The sequence below is a fragment of the Pseudomonas sp. B15(2017) genome (assembly GCF_002113215.1).
Classification (GTDB): domain Bacteria; phylum Pseudomonadota; class Gammaproteobacteria; order Pseudomonadales; family Pseudomonadaceae; genus Aquipseudomonas.
In genome coordinates, this window is sequence record NZ_NEJZ01000013.1 from 139,395 (window position 1) to 158,583 (window position 19,189).

The 19,189-nt window shown below is 61.8% G+C and carries 11 protein-coding genes and 1 other RNA gene; 3 read left to right on the forward strand and 9 right to left on the reverse strand.

Annotated elements, in window-relative coordinates; genetic code table 11:
• Positions 1 to 206: 206 nt before the first annotated feature.
• On the reverse strand, positions 207 to 545 hold the full coding sequence (locus tag CAF73_RS19460) for a YbaB/EbfC family nucleoid-associated protein (protein ID WP_007951650.1): 339 nt from the start codon (positions 543 to 545) through the stop codon (positions 207 to 209).
• A gap of 67 nt (positions 546 to 612) precedes the next feature.
• Complete coding sequence (gene dnaX / locus CAF73_RS19465) at positions 613 to 2,709, reverse strand: DNA polymerase III subunit gamma/tau (RefSeq protein WP_085703536.1); 2,097 nt, start codon at positions 2,707 to 2,709, stop codon at positions 613 to 615.
• 145 nt (positions 2,710 to 2,854) lie between these two features.
• Between dnaX and CAF73_RS19470 the strand changes: the two genes are divergently transcribed.
• Positions 2,855 to 3,604 carry an ABC transporter substrate-binding protein gene (locus CAF73_RS19470; RefSeq protein WP_085703537.1) on the forward strand — a complete coding sequence of 250 codons (750 nt, stop codon included), beginning with the start codon at positions 2,855 to 2,857 and terminating at the stop codon, positions 3,602 to 3,604.
• A gap of 9 nt (positions 3,605 to 3,613) precedes the next feature.
• Here the strand turns inward: CAF73_RS19470 and CAF73_RS19475 are convergent, their stop codons facing one another.
• The 7 genes from CAF73_RS19475 to CAF73_RS19505 all read right to left on the reverse strand — a co-directional run bounded on the left by CAF73_RS19475 (position 3,614) and on the right by CAF73_RS19505 (position 15,047).
• Positions 3,614 to 5,569, reverse strand: a complete 1,956-nt coding sequence (locus tag CAF73_RS19475; protein ID WP_085703538.1) for a hypothetical protein — start codon at positions 5,567 to 5,569, stop codon at positions 3,614 to 3,616.
• Between the two features lie 228 nt (positions 5,570 to 5,797).
• An RNA gene (ffs, locus tag CAF73_RS19480) (signal recognition particle sRNA small type) lies at positions 5,798 to 5,894 on the reverse strand.
• Positions 5,895 to 6,005: 111 nt separating this feature from the next.
• Positions 6,006 to 7,172, reverse strand: coding sequence for a putative zinc-binding metallopeptidase (locus CAF73_RS19485; RefSeq protein WP_085703539.1), 1,167 nt, complete (start codon positions 7,170 to 7,172; stop codon positions 6,006 to 6,008).
• 154 nt (positions 7,173 to 7,326) lie between these two features.
• The gene (gene ligA / locus CAF73_RS19490) at positions 7,327 to 9,684 is read right to left on the reverse strand and encodes an NAD-dependent DNA ligase LigA (RefSeq protein WP_085703540.1); all 2,358 of its coding nucleotides are present in this window, start codon (positions 9,682 to 9,684) and stop codon (positions 7,327 to 7,329) included.
• 87 nt (positions 9,685 to 9,771) lie between these two features.
• Positions 9,772 to 10,638 carry a cell division protein ZipA gene (gene zipA, locus CAF73_RS19495; protein WP_064378762.1) on the reverse strand — a complete coding sequence of 289 codons (867 nt, stop codon included), beginning with the start codon at positions 10,636 to 10,638 and terminating at the stop codon, positions 9,772 to 9,774.
• A 258-nt stretch (positions 10,639 to 10,896) separates the two neighbouring features.
• A complete protein-coding gene (gene smc / locus CAF73_RS19500) occupies positions 10,897 to 14,385 on the reverse strand; it encodes a chromosome segregation protein SMC (protein WP_085700227.1) in 3,489 nt (1,162 codons plus the stop codon).
• 2 nt (positions 14,386 to 14,387) lie between these two features.
• A complete protein-coding gene (locus CAF73_RS19505; protein ID WP_085700228.1) occupies positions 14,388 to 15,047 on the reverse strand; it encodes a GntR family transcriptional regulator in 660 nt (219 codons plus the stop codon).
• Between the two features lie 266 nt (positions 15,048 to 15,313).
• Here CAF73_RS19505 and xdhA point away from each other — a divergent pair, with 266 nt between their 5' ends.
• Positions 15,314 to 16,768, forward strand: coding sequence for a xanthine dehydrogenase small subunit (gene xdhA / locus CAF73_RS19510; RefSeq protein WP_085703541.1), 1,455 nt, complete (start codon positions 15,314 to 15,316; stop codon positions 16,766 to 16,768).
• On the forward strand, positions 16,761 to 19,154 hold the full coding sequence (gene xdhB / locus CAF73_RS19515; protein WP_085700230.1) for a xanthine dehydrogenase molybdopterin binding subunit: 2,394 nt from the start codon (positions 16,761 to 16,763) through the stop codon (positions 19,152 to 19,154). Before xdhA ends, xdhB begins: the two co-directional genes overlap by 8 nt.
• Positions 19,155 to 19,189 lie beyond the last annotated feature (35 nt).

Genomic DNA, 19,189 nt, shown 5'->3' on the forward strand with positions numbered 1-19,189 from the left:
AGCGTCTCCTTTGAATGATGAATTCGGTGGTATAGGGAGCAGACCTTGGTGGGGATGGTGCGTTCCGTTTGATAAGCGATGGTCGAGGTATCGAATCGTCTACTTTGTCGGGGTCAGTCCAGAGCGTGGGAACGATCAACAGGCCAAAAAAATGCCAGGCACGATGCCTGGCATTTTTTGTCGCTCATCCAACCCGCCAAGGCGAATCAGAACGGCAGTTTCATACCGGCCGGCAGGTTCATGCCAGCGGTCATGCTGCCCATTTTCGCCTGGCTGTTGGCTTCGATCTGACGCACGGCGGCGTTGACGGCTGCAGCCACCAGATCCTCGACCACTTCACGGTCGTCTTCGTCCAGGCCTGGCAGTACGCTCGGGTCGATGCTGACCTTCTTCACGTCATGACGGCCGGTCATCACCACGGTGACCAGATCGCCACCGGCTTTGCCGGTGACTTCGGCGTTGGCCAGTTCTTCCTGCATCTTGGCCATTTTTTCCTGCATTTGCTGCGCCTGCTTCATCAGGCCGGCCATGCCACCTTTCATCATGGGAATCACCTCAAAAGTACTTGGATCAAAACAGCGCCCGGCCACACAGGCCGGACGCCCTCAGTTATTAGCCCTGACTGACCAGGGCGTCGACAGGTTCAATAGTATCGTGTCGCACGACCGCACCGAACTGCTGGACCATCTGCTGGATGAACGGATCGCCGTGGATCGACTCCTCCGCCTCGCGCTGACGGTTGGCACGGCGCCGGGACGCGGCCTGGGCCGGGGTTTCCTGCTCGGGCTTGATCAGCTCGATGGTCAGGGTCAGCGTGCGTCCGTGGAACTGGTTCAGCGCATCGTTCAGACGACGCTGCTGGGTGGCGTTGAACAAGGCACTGTGGGCCGGGTCCAGGTGCATCAGCCAATGGTCGCCATCGACCGCGATCAGCGTGCAGTTGGCGGCGATGCTTCCGGTCATGCCGGAGATCGGCAGTTGCGGGAACAGCTCCAGCCATTGCAGGGCCAGACCTGTGGCCGGCGCGGCGGCAGGTTCCGGCTCGGGTTCGGGAGCCGGTTCTGCGGCGTGTTCGCTGGCCAGATCGTCGAGGTAACTGTAGGCCGAATCCATGTCCGGCTCGATGTAGTCCTCGTCGAGCGGCGGCTCGTCGTCCATGTCCATGCCCGGTGTGGCGGCATCGACTTCGGCCACTGACGGCTCGGGGATCGGCGCGGCGGCCCACTCCGGGGCGTCCGGCACGACGCTGTCCGGGGTCGGCAGCGGCATAGGCGGCAGATCCGGCTGTTCGGCGGTGGTTTCCAGCACGGGCTCGACCGCTGGCTGCTGCCCAGGCGCAGGTTCTACCGGGTCATTCCACGGCAGGTCGACGACTTCTTCGGCCACGACCGGCTCGGGTTCTGGCTCAGGAACGGGTTCAGGCGCAATCACCGCGGCAACCGGTACAGGCTCGGGAACAGGCGCAGGCGCAGGTGCCGGTGCCGGTGCAACCACCGGAGCCGGCGCAACAGCGGCAGCCACTACCGGCGCAGGTTTCGGCGCGGCAGCCACTGAGTTTGCGGAATCAACTGTGGCCTGGCTGATCCCCACTGGCTTTAGCGGTTGCCTCGGGGCATCCGCCGTGTCTGCCGGCCGGAAGGCCAGCATCCGCAGCAGCACCATTTCGAAACCGCCTCGCGGGTCCGGCGCCAGCGGCAAGTCGCGGCGGCCGATCAGGCCCATCTGGTAATAGAACTGGACGTCTTCGGCCGGCAGGGCCTGGGCCAGCGCCAGCACCCGGTCACGGTCGCCGTGGCCGTTATCGACACCTTCCGGCAGGGCCTGGGCGATGGCGACGCGGTGCAGCACGTTGAGAATTTCCGAGAGCACGCCGTTCCAGTCCGGACCCTGTTCGGCCAGGTGACGCACGGCTTCGAGCAACGCCTTGGCATCACCTTCGATCAGCGCGTGCAGCACGTCGTAAACCTGGCCGTGATCCAGCGTACCGAGCATTGCCCGCACATCGGCGGCCAGCACCTTGCCTTCACCGAAGGCGATGGCCTGGTCGGTCAGGCTCATGGCGTCACGCATCGAACCGTCGGCGGCGCGGCCGAGCAGCCACAGGGCGTCGTCTTCGAACGGTACGTTTTCGGCGGTCAGGACATGAGTCAAATGCTCGACCACACGCTCAGGTGTCATGTTCTTCAGGGAGAACTGCAGGCATCGCGACAAAATCGTTGCCGGAAGTTTCTGCGGGTCGGTGGTCGCCAGGATGAACTTGACGTAGGGCGGTGGCTCTTCGAGGGTTTTCAACAGCGCATTGAAGGAATGGCTGGAGAGCATGTGCACTTCGTCGATCAGGTAGACCTTGAAGCGACCGCGGCTCGGGGCGTATTGCACGTTGTCGAGCAGCTCGCGGGTGTCCTCGACCTTGGTCCGGCTCGCGGCGTCGATCTCGATCAGGTCGACGAAACGACCTTCATCGATCTCGCGGCACACCGAACACTCGCCGCACGGGCTTGAAGTGATACCTGTTTCACAGTTCAGGCATTTGGCGATGATCCGCGCAATCGTGGTCTTGCCAACGCCCCGCGTACCGGTGAAGAGGTAGGCGTGGTGCAGGCGCTGGCTGTCCAAGGCATTGATCAGAGCCTTGAGCACATGGGTCTGGCCGACCATTTCGCGGAACGAGCGCGGACGCCATTTACGTGCAAGAACCTGATAACTCATCGAAAACCGTCGCGGCAAAGGAAGCAGAAGCGGCTAATGCTAGCGGAGCAAGGGCAAAATTGCATCCGGTGTGCTCGTCTATTCTGGCTAAGCTGCATGAGCGAGGGCTTTTGTCGGCTCGGGATCGGGAATTACCGGAGCATTTATGCGGTGGGCCGTGGGGGCATTACTGGGATTGAGCCTGAGCGCGATGGCGTCGCAACCGCCGCTGCGCTTCGTCGTTGCCGACAGCTGGGCGATGCCGATGGTGCAGATCGAACGCGGCCGCCCGACCCAGGGCATCCTTTACGACATCATGCTCAGCCTGGCGACTCAGGTTGGCGTGCCGGCGCAATTTCACGTCCTGCCCCGCAACCGCGTGCAGAACGCCATGGAACACGGCGAAGTCGATGTGCGCTGCTATGCCGCACAATCCTGGCTGCCGAATCTGTCCGGGGATTACATCTGGAGCATTCCGCTGTTCTTTCAGCGTGATCTGCTGATCAGCCGCCAGGACCAGCCGCCCAGCGCCGATCCGGCCCTCCTGCCCCGCCAGTCGATCGGCACCGTGCTCGGCTACAGCTACCCCACGCTGCAACCGACATTCGACACCGACCGACTATGGCGCGAAGACGCGCGTAACCAGGCGCAGGTACTCGACAAACTAATGGCCGGCCGCTACCGCTACGCCGTGAGCAATCAATGGACCCTGGACTGGTTCAATCAGCGCCTGATGCCGCAGCAGCAACTGCAAGCGGTGGCGGTGTTGCAGGAACAGAAGATCGGCTGCTATGTGCGCAACGACCCGGACGTGCCGGTGCAGCGGATATTGAGGACATTGCTGCGGATGAAAATGTCGGGGGAAATTGATGACATTATCCGGCTGTATACCGGAGGATCGGCCAGTGAACCGTGAGCCGGGCCTTCAATGCCCCGCCGTATCGCGAAATTGCTGGTACTCGTGATACTCGACCCACGCCACCACATCGTACGGCACATAAAGCTTCAGCCTGGCGCGGGAGATGGCGATGTACACGGCGCAGATCCGCTGATCGAACGCGTAGGCATCCTTGAATTTCTCGTTGGTCAGCAACCCCGGCGTCAGCAGGACCTTGTCGAACTCCATGCCCCCCGCCTCTTGCGCGAGCATCAACAGGCAGCCATTGCCGGCGTTGTCGATCATTCGGTTCAGGCGCGTCAGGTCGGCAATCATGAAGCCGTTTTCCAGCTTGTCCTTGACCCGCAGAAACGATTCGTCGAACCGGTTTACGTCGCACACCGCTTGCCAGTCAGGCAGGTCGCTGAAATACGGATGCACGCCGTTTTCGCTGAATTCAGAACGGTAGAAATCCGGTTTGAACAGTTCGATGGCGGTGGCCATGAAATGCTTCAGATCATCCTGGGTTCGCTTGTCCGGGAATCTGAACTTGCGGTTGGAATCGTGCAGATGGATCGCCCAGATCATGCTGTCCCATGGCGATGCCGTCAGCACCACGCAACCTTCGGACGGCACGAAGCCTTCCGGGTATTCCTTGATGACGACGTCAGCATCACTGGCACCCTCGAACGGAATCTTGCCCTTCTGCGAGTGCCGGGCGATCAGCGGATTGACCAGCCGTTCGACATTGCGCCCCGAACGCACGGAATAGCTGATATCGCTCTGGCGAACCTCACGGTGCCGCTTGACCGGCACGCCGCTGGCCTGCTGATACTCGTCGCCGAGGGTGATCAGCACCTGACGCCCGCGCTCGATGATCTGCAACAGCGACCCGGGAATGTCCTGACTCTCGTCGATCAGCACGTGCGTGTAGCGCGCCGGCACCACGCAACCAGCGATGCAGGCCCGCTTGATCATCAGTAGCGCTTCGAAGCCGGTCTGGCTGCCCCACGCCGGATTGAGTTCGAGGTAGCCCCACACCCGGCTCGAATATTCCAGCAACACCTGAGCGTCGACGCTGGAGAGCGGCTGGTTGAAATGCGGCAGATGCTTCGCCGAAAAGGTGTGATCGCGGAAGCGGCAGTAGCGTTCGATCACTTTGAGGCAGAGTTCAAGGGTCGCCTGCCCGTCGTGGTGGCGAAAACCGAAGATATTCAGTTCCTGCGCCAGCGCCTGCCGGGTCGGGATTCGCCCTCCCTCCGCCTGCGGCCTGCGCCCGAGCATCAGCGACTGCGCAAACGCCAGGAAGGTCTTGCCGGCCTTCTTCTCGCTCGGCCCCGCCATCCGCTGGCGAAGCACCTCCAGTTTGGCCGGGGTGCGCGCCAGCAACAGCGTCTTTTCCGGGCGCAGATGTTCCAGCAAGGCCACCAGCAGATGGCTTTTGCCGATCCCTGCGTAACCTTGAACGTGCAGATCTTCGTCCAGGTTGGCGCGGAAGGTTCTGACCAGTTTGTCCTGGGCCGGGCTCAACCAGCGCTCGCGGTAACGGGGCGTCACTATCGGCTGGCTGAACGGGTCATGGCGGCGATGACGCCGGACTTTGTATTCGAAATCCCACTGACCATCGGGCAACAAGTAGTCGCGCGCCGATATTTCTTCAGCCAACAGAAAACGCAGGTTCAGAGGATTAAGAACCTTCAGACCGAAATACAATTTGCGCGGGTCGAACAGCCGCCGGGCTTCTGACAACAGACCAGCCGTCGCTGACTGACGTTTTTCGACAGCCCAGGCCAAGAGTTTGGCCAGAATCTTTTCCGCCGCAATTGCGCCGAGATCCTGCTCTTTCGTCTGCACCAGATTCTGAATAACCAGCACCGCCGCCAATTCCGGATCGGTCAGGCTCTCGAGCGCTGTTGCGCCCTCCGCCTGCAACAGGTTCGCGCAGGTTTCATCCGTGACGGGCAAGAACACAGGGCTGGATAAATCGGAATGTTCCGGGAGCATAAAACCTCGCGACCTGGGCACAACCCCTGAGGTCGATCCCGGTCAGACTCTTCATTCATTTCGGTTGTGGCGAGTATGCGCGATTGCAGGAGAAATGATTACCCCGTGTCGACGCCATCGCGAGCAGGGTGTGCTGACTCGAACGACGAATCGCAGGCATAAAAAAACCGCAGTGGGCGAAACCCATGCAGTTCTGTCTGACTCGTTCGATGTTCGTTAAGGTGGTAACCCTACCAGCCACACCCCGGCACACAATGTTCCCGCTGTGGCTGCTGCCTTCCGGCTCTGACCAGGTTCACGGGTAATCGTTGCGGGGGGACCGATAGGGTCACCATAACGACACTCGCCTGTCGGCGAGCCGCGCCATTGTACCTATCTGAGACGAAGTTACAACCGCTCGTTGCAGATAAAAAACATGAAGGGCTTCAAGCACTTGCTATTGCGCCTGAAGCACCTCGTCCGCGCGGCCGCCCTCTTGCTGGATCACCAGATGAATGAAGTGCAGCTTGGCGATCGCCGCAGGCGGCAGGACGAATGGATAGAAATCCGGCTGGCCCATGCTGCGCGACAGTTCGTTGAGCATGCCGGCCAGTTCGATCCACGCATTGACGAACGACAGGAACGCCGCGCCGCCGGGATGCTCGGGGTCGTACAACGTGCTGGACGGGAACGGCTGGTAATCCAGGTCCATCTCCCGGGCGCTCATGCCAAAGCCCAGCGCGGTATCCACCGCGTCCATCATATGCAGGTAATGCGCCCAGGTTTCCGCCCAGTCTTCCCATGGGTGCATGGTGGCGTAGGCGCTGACGTAATGCTGCGACCAGTCGGCCGGTGCGCCCTGCTGATAATGGCGCTCAAGTGCCTCGGCATAACTGGCGCGTTCGTCGCCGAACAGGTTGCGGAATGAACCCAGCCAAGGGCTGTTGGCGATCAACCGATCCCAGTAGTAATGCCCGACCTCATGGCGAAAATGCCCGAGCAGCGTGCGATAGGGTTCGTGCATCTGCGCCCGGACCTGCTCGCGGTGGGCGTCGTCGGCTTCTGCGATGTCGAGGGTGATCAGGCCATTGGCGTGGCCGGTCATCGGCGCATTGCCTTGCAGATCGACGCCGATGAAATCGAAGGCCAGGCCGGTTTCTTCGTCGACGGTTTTCGGGATGACCGGCAGGCCGAGGCCAATCAGTTGCGCCACCAGTCGCCGCTTGGCGATTTCCACCTTGCGCCAGCGCTCGGGGTTTTCCGGGACGGACAGGTCGGGAATGGTGCGATTCAGAGCGCAGGCCGCGCACAGGGTGTCGTGATCGTTGGCGGGCAGCAGCCAGTTGCAGCCGGCCGGAGTGTCGAGATTGGCGCAACGCCGGAACAGCCCGGCCTCGGGATCGACGTCCAGCGTCCAGGTGTTCTCTTGCGGCCCCGCTTGCAGCGAGGTCAGCCGACTGTGTTCCGGTTGATAACCCAGCGCCGCGTTGCAGGCCAGGCACTGGCTGTTGCGAAAGAACAGCGACTGGCCGCAGCGGCACGGCCAGACCTTGCTGTTGCGCGAGGATTCGCCCATGAACGGCGCGACGATGCGGGAACTGAGCTGCTCGAAAAAGCGGTACATGGCGATCTCTCCCTGGGGCTTGCCAAGACTAGATCATTCCCGCACGCAGATCGTTCCCGCGCTCTGCGTGGGAATGCATACCGTGACGCTCTGCGTCACAGCGGACGCGGAGCGTCCGGGCGGTATTCCCACGCGGAGCGCATCTGTCGATCAATCAGGCACTGATACCGTGCCCTTTCAGGAACCCGATAAACGCCTCTTCATCCATCACTTTCACGCCCAGCTCGTTGGCCTTGGTCAGTTTCGACCCGGCGCCCGGTCCGGCCACCACGCAATGAGTCTTGGCCGACACGGAACCCGCAACCTTGGCGCCGAGGCTTTCCAGGTGTTCCTTGGCGACATCGCGACTCATCAGCTCGACCTTGCCGGTCAGCACCCAGGTTTCGCCGGCCAGCGGCAGGCCTTCGACGACTTTCTTTTCGCTCTGCCAGTGCATGCCGAAATCGCGCAGTTGCTTCTCGGCGTCTTCAGCCAGTTGACGATGCTCGGGCAAGGCGAAGAACCCGCGAACCGAGTTGGCCTGTTTCTCCGGCAATGCCTGACGCATGTCCAGCCAGTCAGCGTTCATCACCCCTTCCAGCGATTCGAACTTGTCCGCCAGTTTCTGCGCCCCGCCCGGGCCCACCGAAGGAATGTGCAGCTTGTCGAGGAAGCCGCCCAGCGTGGTACTCGCGGCAAACTCGGCACCCAACTCGCCCTGGTCCTGAATCTGCAAACCGTGGCCCAGCAGTTCGCTGATCACCTGCCGGTTGTGCGCATCCTCGAAGAAGCTGTGAATCTCGTGCGCCACTTCCAGGCCGATGTCCGGCAGGTACGTCAGCACTTGCGGCAAGGCTTGCTGGACACGCTCCAGCGATCCCAGCGAACGCGCCAGCACTTTGGCCGTCTCCTCGCCGACATCCGGAATGCCCAGCGCATAGATGAAGCGCGCCAGCCCCGGCTTCTTGCTGTCTTCGATGGCAGCCAGCAACTTGTTGCTCGACACTTCGGCGAAGCCTTCGAGGTCGACGATGTCCTCGAACTTCAGCGCGTAAAGATCAGCCGGCGAACTGACCAGACCTTCGTCCACCAGTTGCTCGACACTCTTGTCGCCAAGGCCTTCGATGTCCATCGCCCGGCGCGATACGAAGTGAATGATCGCCTGCTTGAGTTGCGCACCGCAGGCCAGTCGGCCGACGCAACGATACACCGCGCCCTCACTGATGGTTTCCTTGCCCTTGCTGCGCTTGACCAGTTGCGTGCGCTCGACGTGCGAGCCACACACCGGACAGTTCTCGGGAATCTGCACCGGCCGCGCGTCTTCCGGGCGACGCTCGGCAACGACTTGCACCACTTGCGGAATCACATCACCGGCGCGGCGAATGATCACCGTGTCGCCGATCATCAGGCCCAGCCGGGCGACTTCGTCCATGTTGTGCAGCGTTGCATTGGCCACGGTCACACCTGCGACCTTGACCGGTTTCAAGCGCGCCACAGGCGTGACGGCGCCGGTGCGGCCGACCTGGAATTCCACGTCGAGCAGTTCGGTGAGCTCTTCCATGGCCGGGAATTTGTGGGCGATGGCCCAGCGCGGTTCGCGGGCGCGGAAGCCCAGTTCGCGCTGGTCGGCAATGCTGTTGACCTTGAACACCACACCGTCGATTTCGTAAGCCAGCGAATTACGGCGCTCGCCGATATCGCGGTAGTAATCCAGGCATTCGCCGATGCCTTTGGCCAGTTTCAATTCATGGCTGATCGGCAGACCCCAGGCTTGCAGCTGCTTGAGGTTGCCGATGTGAGTGTCGGAAATATCGTGAGAGACCTGGCCGATGCCGTAGCAGCAGAATTCCAGCGGACGGTTGGCGGTGATCTTCGAATCCAGCTGACGCAGGCTGCCGGCGGCGGCGTTGCGCGGGTTGGCGAAGGTCTTGCCGCCGATTTCCAGTTGCGAGGCGTTGAGGCGCTCGAAACCGGCCTTGGACATGAACACTTCGCCGCGCACTTCCAGGGTCGCCGGCCAGCCCGTGCCGTGCAGCTTCAGCGGGATGTTGCGCACGGTGCGCACGTTGACGCTGATGTCTTCACCGGTGGTGCCGTCGCCGCGTGTGGCGCCACGCACCAGCACACCGTCCTGATACAGCAGGCTGACCGCCAGGCCATCGAGTTTCGGTTCGCAACTGTATTCCACCGCCGCGCCACCGCCGAACAGGTCACCGGCCGGCAGATCCAGACCTTCGGTCACCCGGCGGTCGAACTCGCGCATGTCGGTTTCTTCGAAGGCGTTGCCGAGGCTGAGCATCGGCACCTCATGACGCACCTGGGTGAACGCGGTCAGGGCCACGCTACCGACACGTTGGGTAGGCGAGTCGCTGGTGATCAGTTCCGGATTGGCCGCTTCCAGCGCCTTGAGCTCGTGGAACAACCGGTCGTACTCGGCATCCGGAATGCTCGGCTCATCGAGGACGTGGTAACGGTAGTTGTGCTGATCGAGTTCAGCGCGCAGCTCTAGAATGCGGTCTTTGGCGGCAGTCATGGGTGTTCTCTCATAAAGCAAAAGAGCAGCCGAGGCTGCTCAATCTATTTTGCCGATTGCCCCTTTATTGCGAGGCAACCTTTTCAATCAACGCTTCTGGGTCAGGGCGCGGCGTTCGAATTCGACGATGCGCTGACGGTAGTGCTCGATGGTCTGCGCGGTCAGGACGCTGCGCTGGTCATCTTTCAACTCGCCGTTCAGTTCCTGGGACAGCTTGCGGGCTGCCGCCACCATCACGTCGAAGGCCTGCTTCGGATGACGCGGGCCTGGCAGGCCGAGGAAGAAGCTCACCGCCGGGGTGCTGAAGTGGTCGATGTCGTCCAGATCGAAGATGCCCGGCTTGACCGCGTTGGCCATGGAGAACAGCACTTCGCCGTTGCCGGCCATGCTTTCGTGACGGTGGAAGATATCCATCTCGCCGAAACGCAGACCGCTTTCCAGAATGTTCTGCAGCAGTGCCGGGCCCTTGAAGCCGGCCGGGTCGCGGCAGATCACGCTGATCACCAGCACTTCTTCGGCTTGCGGCTGATCTTTATCGGCCACTGCCGGCGACGACTTGGCGGCAGGCTCGACGAAATCATCGTCGCGGCTGCTGAAGCTCGGACCGCCGTCCAGATCCAGATCGAGGTTCAGGTCGCCCTGGGCCGGACCGTTGCTGCCACGCTTGCCGCGCTTGGAACCGGATTCGCGAGGCTCGCGTGCTTCGCGGGCCGGCATGCTCACCGATGGCAGATCGTGTTCGTCCAGTTGCGGCTCTTTATGGGTGTCCAGCACACGGGCCGGGCCCAACAGCTCGGCGCTGGTGTCCTCGTCCGGCAGGTTGGACAGACTTCGGTCAAGACGGAATTTCAGTTTTCCCTTGCCGCCGCGCATACGGCGCCAGCCATCGAAAAGAATACCGGCTATCACAATGATGCCGATGACGATCAGCCACTCGCGCAGACCGATTTCCATGTAATCCCGTGCCTCTATAAAAAATGCTGAAAAATAAGGGGTTTACACTGTGCAAACCGCTTTAAAACGTGGCGCCAACTCTATGTTCTGACAGGCGTTTTGCCCACGTATACGAAAAATTGACATTAAACTAGCACGACCAAAGACAACTTTACACCGTCTGTCTCATTGGCTTGCGCGATTATGTCGATTGGCCAGCCATTCGAAACCGGTAAATAAGTCCTACGGACTACAAATACCTTTTCCGACAGCGCCGGCTCAGGCATCCACCATCGCCATCGCCTCCTCGACATCCACGGCTACCAGTCGCGAACAACCCGGCTCGTGCATCGTCACGCCCATCAACTGGTCAGCCATTTCCATGGCGATCTTGTTGTGGGTGATATAGATGAACTGCACAGTCTGCGACATCTCCTTGACCAATCGTGCGTAGCGTCCAACGTTAGCGTCATCCAGCGGTGCGTCAACTTCATCGAGCATGCAGAACGGCGCCGGATTCAACTTGAAGATCGCAAAAACCAGTGCCAGTGCCGTCAGGGCTTTCTCGCCACCGGAGAGCAAATGGATGGTGCTGTTCTTCTTGCCGGGCGGTTGCGCCATGATCGTCACCCCTGTATCGAGTAGATCTTCGCCCGTCAGTTCCAAATACGCGCGTCCACCACCGAAAACTTTCGGGAAAAGCGCCTGTAAACCGCCATTGATCTGATCAAAGGTATCTTTGAAACGGTTACGGGTTTCCTTGTCGATCTTGCGGATGACGTTTTCCAGCGTCTCAAGGGCTTCGACCAGATCGGCGTCCTGAGCATCCAGATAACGTTTACGCTCGGATTGTTGCTGGTATTCGTCGATCGCCGCGAGGTTGATCGCGCCCAGGCGCTGAATGCGCGCGGCGATGCGCTCGAGTTCTTCTTCGGCGCCCTTCTCGCTGGCCTCGGCGGTCAGGGTGTTGAGCACGCCGTGCAGATCGTAGCCGTCTTCCAGCAGTTGATCCTGCAGAGCCTTGCGGCGCACGGTCAGGGCCTGCCATTCCATGCGTTGCTGTTCGAGCTGGCCACGGATCATTTGCGATTGCTGCTCGGCCTGGGTCCGGCGTTTTTCCGCGTCGCGCAGTTCGCGGTCGGCGTCTTCCAGCGCGATCTGGGCGGTCTTGAGTTCATCGTCGACGCTCATGCGCTTGTCGAGCAACTCTTCGAGTTTGAGGCGCAACTCTTCCAGCGGCGCCTCGCCCTCCTCCAGATTCAGGCTGAGCTGTTCGCGTTTTTCGGTGAGGCGCTCGGCCTGCATTTCCAGACGTTCAAGGGCCTGGCGGGTCGAATCATGCTGCGCGCGCAGCGAGCCCAGACGCACGGCCAATTGATGGGCGTGATCCTTGTGCTGGCGCGCTTCCTGACGCACCCGATCCAGCCGCTCGCGCAGGCTGTCTCGCTGGGCCAGCAGCAATTCGCGCTGTTCGGTGTCCAGGGCCATGGCGTCGAGGGCGTCCTGCAGCTGGATCCGCGCTTCGCCGATGTTTTCGTGTTCCAGTTCGCGCTGTTCGGCGAGCTCGACCAGTTCTTCGTCGAGTCGGGTGCGACGCAGATTCAACTGCTCGGCCTTGGCTTTGCCGGCGGACAGTTGAGCTTTCAGCTCGCCTTGCTGACGGGCCTCGTCTTGCAGCAAACGACGCAAATGCTCGCGACCGTTTTCCTGCTGACGCTGTTGCGCGCGCAGAGTCTGTAAACGGGTTTCCATGGCCTCGACCGTGGCTTCGCGCTCTTCGCGCTCCGCATGCAGCGTTTCGATTTCCTGGCCACGCGCAAGCATGCCGCTTTCGGCTTCGCTGGCGCGGCGCACCCGCAGGAAATGCCGGCCGACCCAGTAACCGTCGCGGCTGATCAGGCTCTGCCCGGCAGCCAGCTGGCCGCGCAGGGCCAGCGCCTGCTCAAGACTGTCGACCGGTTTGACCTGAGCGAGCCAGGGCGACAGATCAACCAGTGCCTCGACCTTGTCCAGCAGGCTGCCGGCCACGCGCACGCCGTCATTGCCGGGGCTGAGCAAACGCAGATCACCCTGGGCGAAACCGGACAGATCGAAGCCGTCGAAATCGTCCACCAGCACCGCTTGCAGGTCGGCACCGAGCACGGTCTCCACCGCCAGCTCCCAACCGGCCTCGACCTTCAGGCCTTCGGCCAGACGCGGACGCTCGGCAAGGTTGTGTTCCTTCAGCCATTCAGCGGTGCCCGTGCCCGGATCGAGCGCGGCCTGCTGCAAGGCTTCCAGCGATGCCAGGCGACCGTTGAGACGCTGCAAATCGCCCTGCGCCTGCTGCTGCGCGGTCAGCGCCTGCTGCAACTCCTGGCGCAGTTGCTCAAGTTTTTCGACCTGGGCTGCTTCGCTGGTCTGCAAATCTTCAAGGGTGGCTTCGGACTCCGCGAGCTGTTCGCTGAGCTCCATGATCGCCGCGTCTTCCGGATCGGCCGAGAGCAACGCCCGCTCTTCGCCCAGACGTTTTTGCCGATCGGCCAGACGCTCCAGACTGGTTTCCAACTGCTGGATGCGCGACTGCTGCACTTCGGCCTGACGGCGGGGTTCGGCGGCGGTCAGGTTGAAGGCGTCCCATTGCTCCTGCCAGCCGTGCATGACGGTTTCGGAATCTTCCAGCGCCGCGGCGGCCTCTTCGGCGGCAGCGTTGGTGATTTCCTGCTCGGGGGTCAGTTGATCGAGCTCTTCGCCGAGGGTCAGCAGCAAGGTACGGTCGTGGCCCAGGTGCGATTCGGTTTCCAGGCGCGCGCGCTCTGCCTCTTTCAGATCGTCCTGCAATTGGCGCAAACGCTGCTGGCCGTGCTGGATGCTCTGCTCGACCCGGGCGATGTCGCCGCCGACCGAATAGAAGCGCCCCTGCACCAGATTGAAGCGCTCGGACAGGTCATGGTGACCGTCGCGCAGGCGTTCAATGGCCGCGTCGGCGTTGCGCTGCTCGGCGACCAGCGCTTCGAAGCTGATCTCCTGGTTGCCGATGATCGATTCGCGCTGGCCGACCTGATCGTTCAGATCCTGCCAGCGCAGGGCCGACAGTTGCGCCTTGAGCTGGCGCTCTTCGGCCTTGTATTCCTGATACTTCTTGGCGGCCTCGGCCTGACGGTGAAGGCGTTCGAGCTGGCGTTCGAGTTCTTCACGCAGGTCGGTCAGGCGGGCAAGGTTTTCGTGGGTGCGGCGGATGCGGTTCTCGGTCTCGCGCCGGCGCTCCTTGTATTTGGAAATACCAGCGGCTTCTTCGATGAAGTTGCGCAGGTCTTCGGGCTTGGACTCGATCAGCTTGGAGATCATCCCCTGCTCGATGATCGAGTAGCTGCGCGGGCCGAGGCCGGTGCCGAGGAAGATGTCGGTGATGTCGCGGCGACGGCATTTGGCGCCGTTCAAGTAATAAGTGGTCTGGCTGTCGCGGGTCACTTTGCGGCGGATCGAAATTTCCGCGTACGCCGCCCACTCGCCCAGCAGGGTGCCGTCGGAGTTGTCGAATACCAGTTCGATGCTCGCCTGGCTCACCGGTTTGCGGCTGGTCGAGCCGTTGAAGATGACGTCGGTCATCGACTCGCCGCGCAGATTCTTGGCCGAGCTTTCGCCCATTACCCAGCGCACGGCGTCGATGATGTTCGATTTGCCGCAACCGTTCGGCCCGACGACCGCCGCCATGTTGCTGGGGAAGTTCACCGTGGTCGGATCGACGAAGGATTTGAACCCCGCCAGTTTGATGCACTTGAGCCGCAAGGTCAGGCAACCGTCAGGGCGGCCACCACCAGATCGCAGCTGCGCTGGGCGTAAGCCGTCAGCACGATGCGGATCTGCGGCAGGTCACGGGCGAGGACGGCGGCGAGCAAGCGTTCGAACAGTTCGAGGAATTCGCTCATCTCGGCCTTGCGCTGCTCCAGCGCAAGGAAATACGCACGGCTCATGGCCGGTTGCAGGTTCTCGACGGTTTCCTGCAGGTACGGGTTGTTGGCGAACGGATACGCGGCGCGCATCACGTTGAAGCTTTCGTCGACGAAGGTGCGAATGTCCTGACGCTCGTAGCTGGCGGTCAGGCGCTGCTGGATCTGCACGAACGGCGCCATGTCGGACTGGACTTGCCAGCCATTGGCCACCGCGTTGCCGAGCAGGATGTACAGCTCGCTCATCAACGTGCACAGGCTCTGCACCTTGTGCGCCGTAAGCTCAGTGACGTGGGCGCCGCGGCGCGGCAGGATCGCGATCAGGTGACGGCGCTCGAGGATCAGCAAGGCTTCGCGGACCGAGCCGCGGCTGACGTTCAGCGCCAGCGTGACCTTCTGTTCCTGGATGCGCTCTCCCGGCTTCATTTCGCCGCGAATGATCCGTTCGGCGAGGTGGTGAGCGATTTGCTCGGCGAGGCTGTCCGGCGCCTTGAACGTCATGGTTGTCCTTCAAACTCTTCGATCTGCACAAGCGGCGCAGTGTAGCGCAATGCGCGGTCATGGCGGAGTGCCCGCACAGCGGTTTTTGGCACGAATCCCGCAAAAAAGCGCTTGATCCCATAAGGGTCAATACTGAAGAGACACGTGGTTGAGCGACAAAACGGTTTTTCCTGACCTTTAAGTCAGAAAACCATTGACCGAAAAGTCAGACCTGCTAAATTCGGCTCAAGTCGCTCAACAACAATAATGAGTCTGCGAGGCCTTCCGTGATCCAGTTTTTACTTAACCAGGAACTCCGTAGCGAGCACGCCCTGGACCCGAACCTGACTGTGCTCAACTACCTGCGCGAACACGTGGGTAAACCCGGCACCAAAGAAGGCTGCGCCAGCGGTGACTGCGGCGCCTGTACGGTGGTGGTCGGCGAGTTGCAGACGGATGACGATGGCCGCGAGCGCATTCGCTATCGCAGCCTCAACTCGTGCCTGACGTTCGTTTCGTCGCTGCACGGCAAACAACTCATCAGCGTCGAAGACCTCAAGCACAAGGGCGAACTGCACAGCGTGCAGAAAGCCATGGTCGAGTGCCACGGTTCGCAGTGCGGTTTCTGCACCCCCGGTTTCGTGATGTCGTTGTTCGCCCTGCAAAAGAACAGCGATGCGCCGGACCATGCCAAGGCCCACGAAGCGCTGGCCGGCAATCTCTGCCGCTGCACCGGCTACCGGCCGATCCTGGCCGCCGCCGAGCAATCCTGCTGCGGCAAGCAGCCTGACCAGTTCGACGCCGGTGAGGCGCAAACCATTGCCCGCCTCAAAGCCATTGCCCCGACATCGATCGGCGAACTCAACAGCGGCGACAAACGCTGCCTGGTGCCGCTGACCGTGGCCGATCTGGCCGACCTCTACGATGCTTATCCACAGGCCCGCCTGTTGGCCGGCGGCACCGACCTGGCGCTGGAAGTCACGCAGTTCCACCGCACCCTGCCGGTGATGATCTACGTGGGCAACGTCGCCGAAATGAAGCGCATCGAGCACTTCGAGGATCGCATCGAAATCGGCGCCGCCACCGCCCTCTCCGACTGCTACGAAGTGTTGAACGCCGAGTACCCGGACTTCGGCGAGCTGCTGCACCGCTTCGCCTCCCTGCAGATCCGCAACCAGGGCACCCTCGGCGGCAACATCGGCAACGCCTCGCCCATTGGTGACTCGCCGCCCCTGCTGATCGCCCTCGGCGCGCAGATCGTGTTGTGCAAGGGCGAGACGCGCCGCACGCTGGCGCTCGAGGATTACTTCATCGATTACCGGGTCACCGCGCGCCAGGAAAGCGAATTCATCGAGAAAATCATCGTGCCTCGCGCCACGGCCGAGCAGCGTTTCCGCGCCTACAAAGTCTCCAAGCGTCTGGACGATGACATCTCCGCCGTCTGCGCCGCGTTCAACCTGCGCGTCGAAAACGGCGTGATCACCGACGCCCGCGTCGCCTTCGGCGGCATGGCCGCGATCCCGAAACGCGCCGCTCATTGTGAAGCCGTGCTGCTCGGCCAGCCGTTCAACAACGCGGTGGTCGAACGTGCCTGCACTGCGCTGGGCGAGGATTTCACTCCGCTCTCGGACTTCCGCGCCAGCAAGGAATACCGCCTGCTCAGCGCGCAGAACCTGCTGCGCAAATACTTCATCGAACTGCAAACACCGCACATCGAGACTCGGGTGACCGCTTATGTCTAACCATCACGGCGTAGAGAAAACACAAGCTGAACTGGCTGAACTGTTCGCCAGGGACCTGACCACCGGCGTCGGCCGCAGCGTCAAGCACGACAGCGCCGCCAAGCATGTGTCCGGTGAAGCGCAGTACATCGATGACCGCCTGGAATTCCCTAACCAGTTGCACGTTTACGCACGGTTGTCGGATCGCGCCCACGCAAAAATCATCAGCATCGACACCAAACCCTGCTACGCCTTCGAAGGTGTGCGCATCGCCATCACTCACGAAGACGTTCCGGGCCTGAAAGACATCGGCCCGTTGATGCCGGGCGATCCGCTGCTGGCCATCGATGACGTGCAGTTCGTCGGTCAACCGGTACTGGCGGTGGCCGCCAAAGACCTCGAAACCGCTCGCAAGGCCGCGATGGCCGCGATCATCGAATACGAAGATCTGGAGCCGGTGCTGGACGTGGTCGAAGCCCTGCGCAAACGCCACTTCGTACTCGACAGCCACACCCACCAGCGCGGGGATTCGGCCAACGCCTTGGCCACGGCCGAGCACCGCATCCAAGGCACGCTGCACATCGGCGGTCAGGAACACTTTTATCTGGAGACGCAGATTTCCTCGGTAATGCCGACCGAAGACGGCGGCATGATCGTCTACTGCTCGACCCAGAACCCCACCGAAGTGCAGAAACTGGTGGCCGAAGTCCTCGACGTGTCGATGAACAAGATCGTGGTCGACATGCGCCGCATGGGCGGTGGTTTCGGCGGCAAGGAAACCCAGGCCGCAAGCCCGGCATGCCTGTGCGCAGTGATCGCGCACCTCACCGGCCAGCCGACCAAGATGCGCCTGCCTCGGGTCGAAGACATGCTGATGACCGGCAAGCGTCACCCGTTCTATGTCGAGTACGACGTGGGCTTCGACAGCAACGGGCGCCTGCACGGGATCGCGATGGATCTGGCCGGCAACTGCGGCTGCTCGCCTGACCTGTCGGCCTCGATCGTTGACCGTGCGATGTTCCACTCGGACAACTCGTACTACCTCGGCGATGCGACCATCAACGGTCACCGCTGCAAGACCAACACCGCGTCGAACACCGCGTATCGGGGTTTCGGCGGCCCGCAAGGGATGGTCGCGATCGAAGAAGTGATGGACGCCATCGCCCGTCACCTCAACCTCGATCCGCTGGCCGTGCGCAAGGCCAACTACTACGGCAAGACCGAGCGCAACGTCACCCACTACTACCAGACTGTCGAGCACAACATGCTCGAAGAGATGACCGCCGAGCTGGAAGAAAGCAGCCAGTATGCCGAACGCCGCGAAGCGATCCGTCGCTACAACGCCAATAGCCCGATCCTGAAAAAAGGCCTGGCGCTGACCCCGGTGAAGTTCGGCATTTCCTTCACCGCCAGCTTCCTCAACCAGGCGGGTGCGCTGGTGCACGTCTATACCGACGGCAGCATCCACCTGAACCACGGCGGCACGGAAATGGGCCAGGGCCTGAACACCAAAGTCGCGCAGGTCGTGGCCGAAGTGTTCCAGGTGGAAATGGATCGCGTGCAGATCACCGCGACCAACACCGACAAGGTGCCGAACACCTCGCCTACGGCGGCCTCCAGCGGTGCTGACCTGAACGGTAAAGCCGCACAGAACGCGGCGGAAATCATCAAGCAACGCCTCGTTGAATTTGCGGCGCGGCACTACAAGGTCAGCGAAGAAGACGTGGAATTCCACAACGGCCACGTCCGTGTGCGCGACCACATCATGACCTTCGAAGCGTTGATTCAGCTGGCGTATTTCAATCAGGTGTCGCTGTCGAGCACCGGGTTCTACAAGACCCCGAAAATCTACTACGACCGCAGCCAGGCCCGTGGTCGGCCGTTCTACTACTTCGCCTTCGGCGCGGCGTGCTGCGAAGTGATCGTCGACACCCTGACCGGCGAGTACAAGATGCTGCGCACCGACATCCTCCACGACGTCGGCGCCTCGCTGAACCCGGCCATCGACATCGGCCAGGTCGAGGGCGGCTTTGTCCAGGGCATGGGCTGGCTGACCATGGAAGAACTGGTGTGGAACAACAAGGGCAAGCTGATGACCAACGGCCCGGCCAGCTACAAGATCCCGGCCGTGGCGGACATGCCGCTGGACCTGCGGGTGAAACTGGTGGAAAACCGCAAGAACCCGGAAGACACGGTGTTCCACTCCAAGGCAGTGGGTGAGCCGCCGTTCATGCTCGGCATCGCCGCGTGGTGCGCGATCAAGGATGCGGTGGCCAGCCTCGGCGACTACAAGCATCAACCGAAGATCGACGCGCCGGCGACCCCGGAGCGGGTGTTGTGGGGTTGCGAGCAGATGCGCCAGCTCAAGGCGGTGAAGGCCGTCGAAGCTGAAACCGAGGTTGTTTGATGATCGTTCCCACGCCTGCGTGGGAATGCAGCCCG

Excerpts from the sequence above, each read along its gene's own strand:
- CAF73_RS19460 (WP_007951650.1), bottom strand. The coding sequence starts at position 545 with ATGATGAAAGGTGGCATGGCCGGCCTGATGAAGCAGGCGCAGCAAATG.
- dnaX (WP_085703536.1), bottom strand. The coding sequence starts at position 2,709 with ATGAGTTATCAGGTTCTTGCACGTAAATGGCGTCCGCGCTCGTTCCGC.
- CAF73_RS19470 (WP_085703537.1), top strand. The coding sequence starts at position 2,855 with ATGCGGTGGGCCGTGGGGGCATTACTGGGATTGAGCCTGAGCGCGATG.
- CAF73_RS19475 (WP_085703538.1), bottom strand. The coding sequence starts at position 5,569 with ATGCTCCCGGAACATTCCGATTTATCCAGCCCTGTGTTCTTGCCCGTC.
- CAF73_RS19485 (WP_085703539.1), bottom strand. The coding sequence starts at position 7,172 with ATGTACCGCTTTTTCGAGCAGCTCAGTTCCCGCATCGTCGCGCCGTTC.
- ligA (WP_085703540.1), bottom strand. The coding sequence starts at position 9,684 with ATGACTGCCGCCAAAGACCGCATTCTAGAGCTGCGCGCTGAACTCGAT.
- zipA (WP_064378762.1), bottom strand. The coding sequence starts at position 10,638 with ATGGAAATCGGTCTGCGCGAGTGGCTGATCGTCATCGGCATCATTGTG.
- CAF73_RS19505 (WP_085700228.1), bottom strand. The coding sequence starts at position 15,047 with ATGACGTTCAAGGCGCCGGACAGCCTCGCCGAGCAAATCGCTCACCAC.
- xdhB (WP_085700230.1), top strand. The coding sequence starts at position 16,761 with ATGTCTAACCATCACGGCGTAGAGAAAACACAAGCTGAACTGGCTGAA.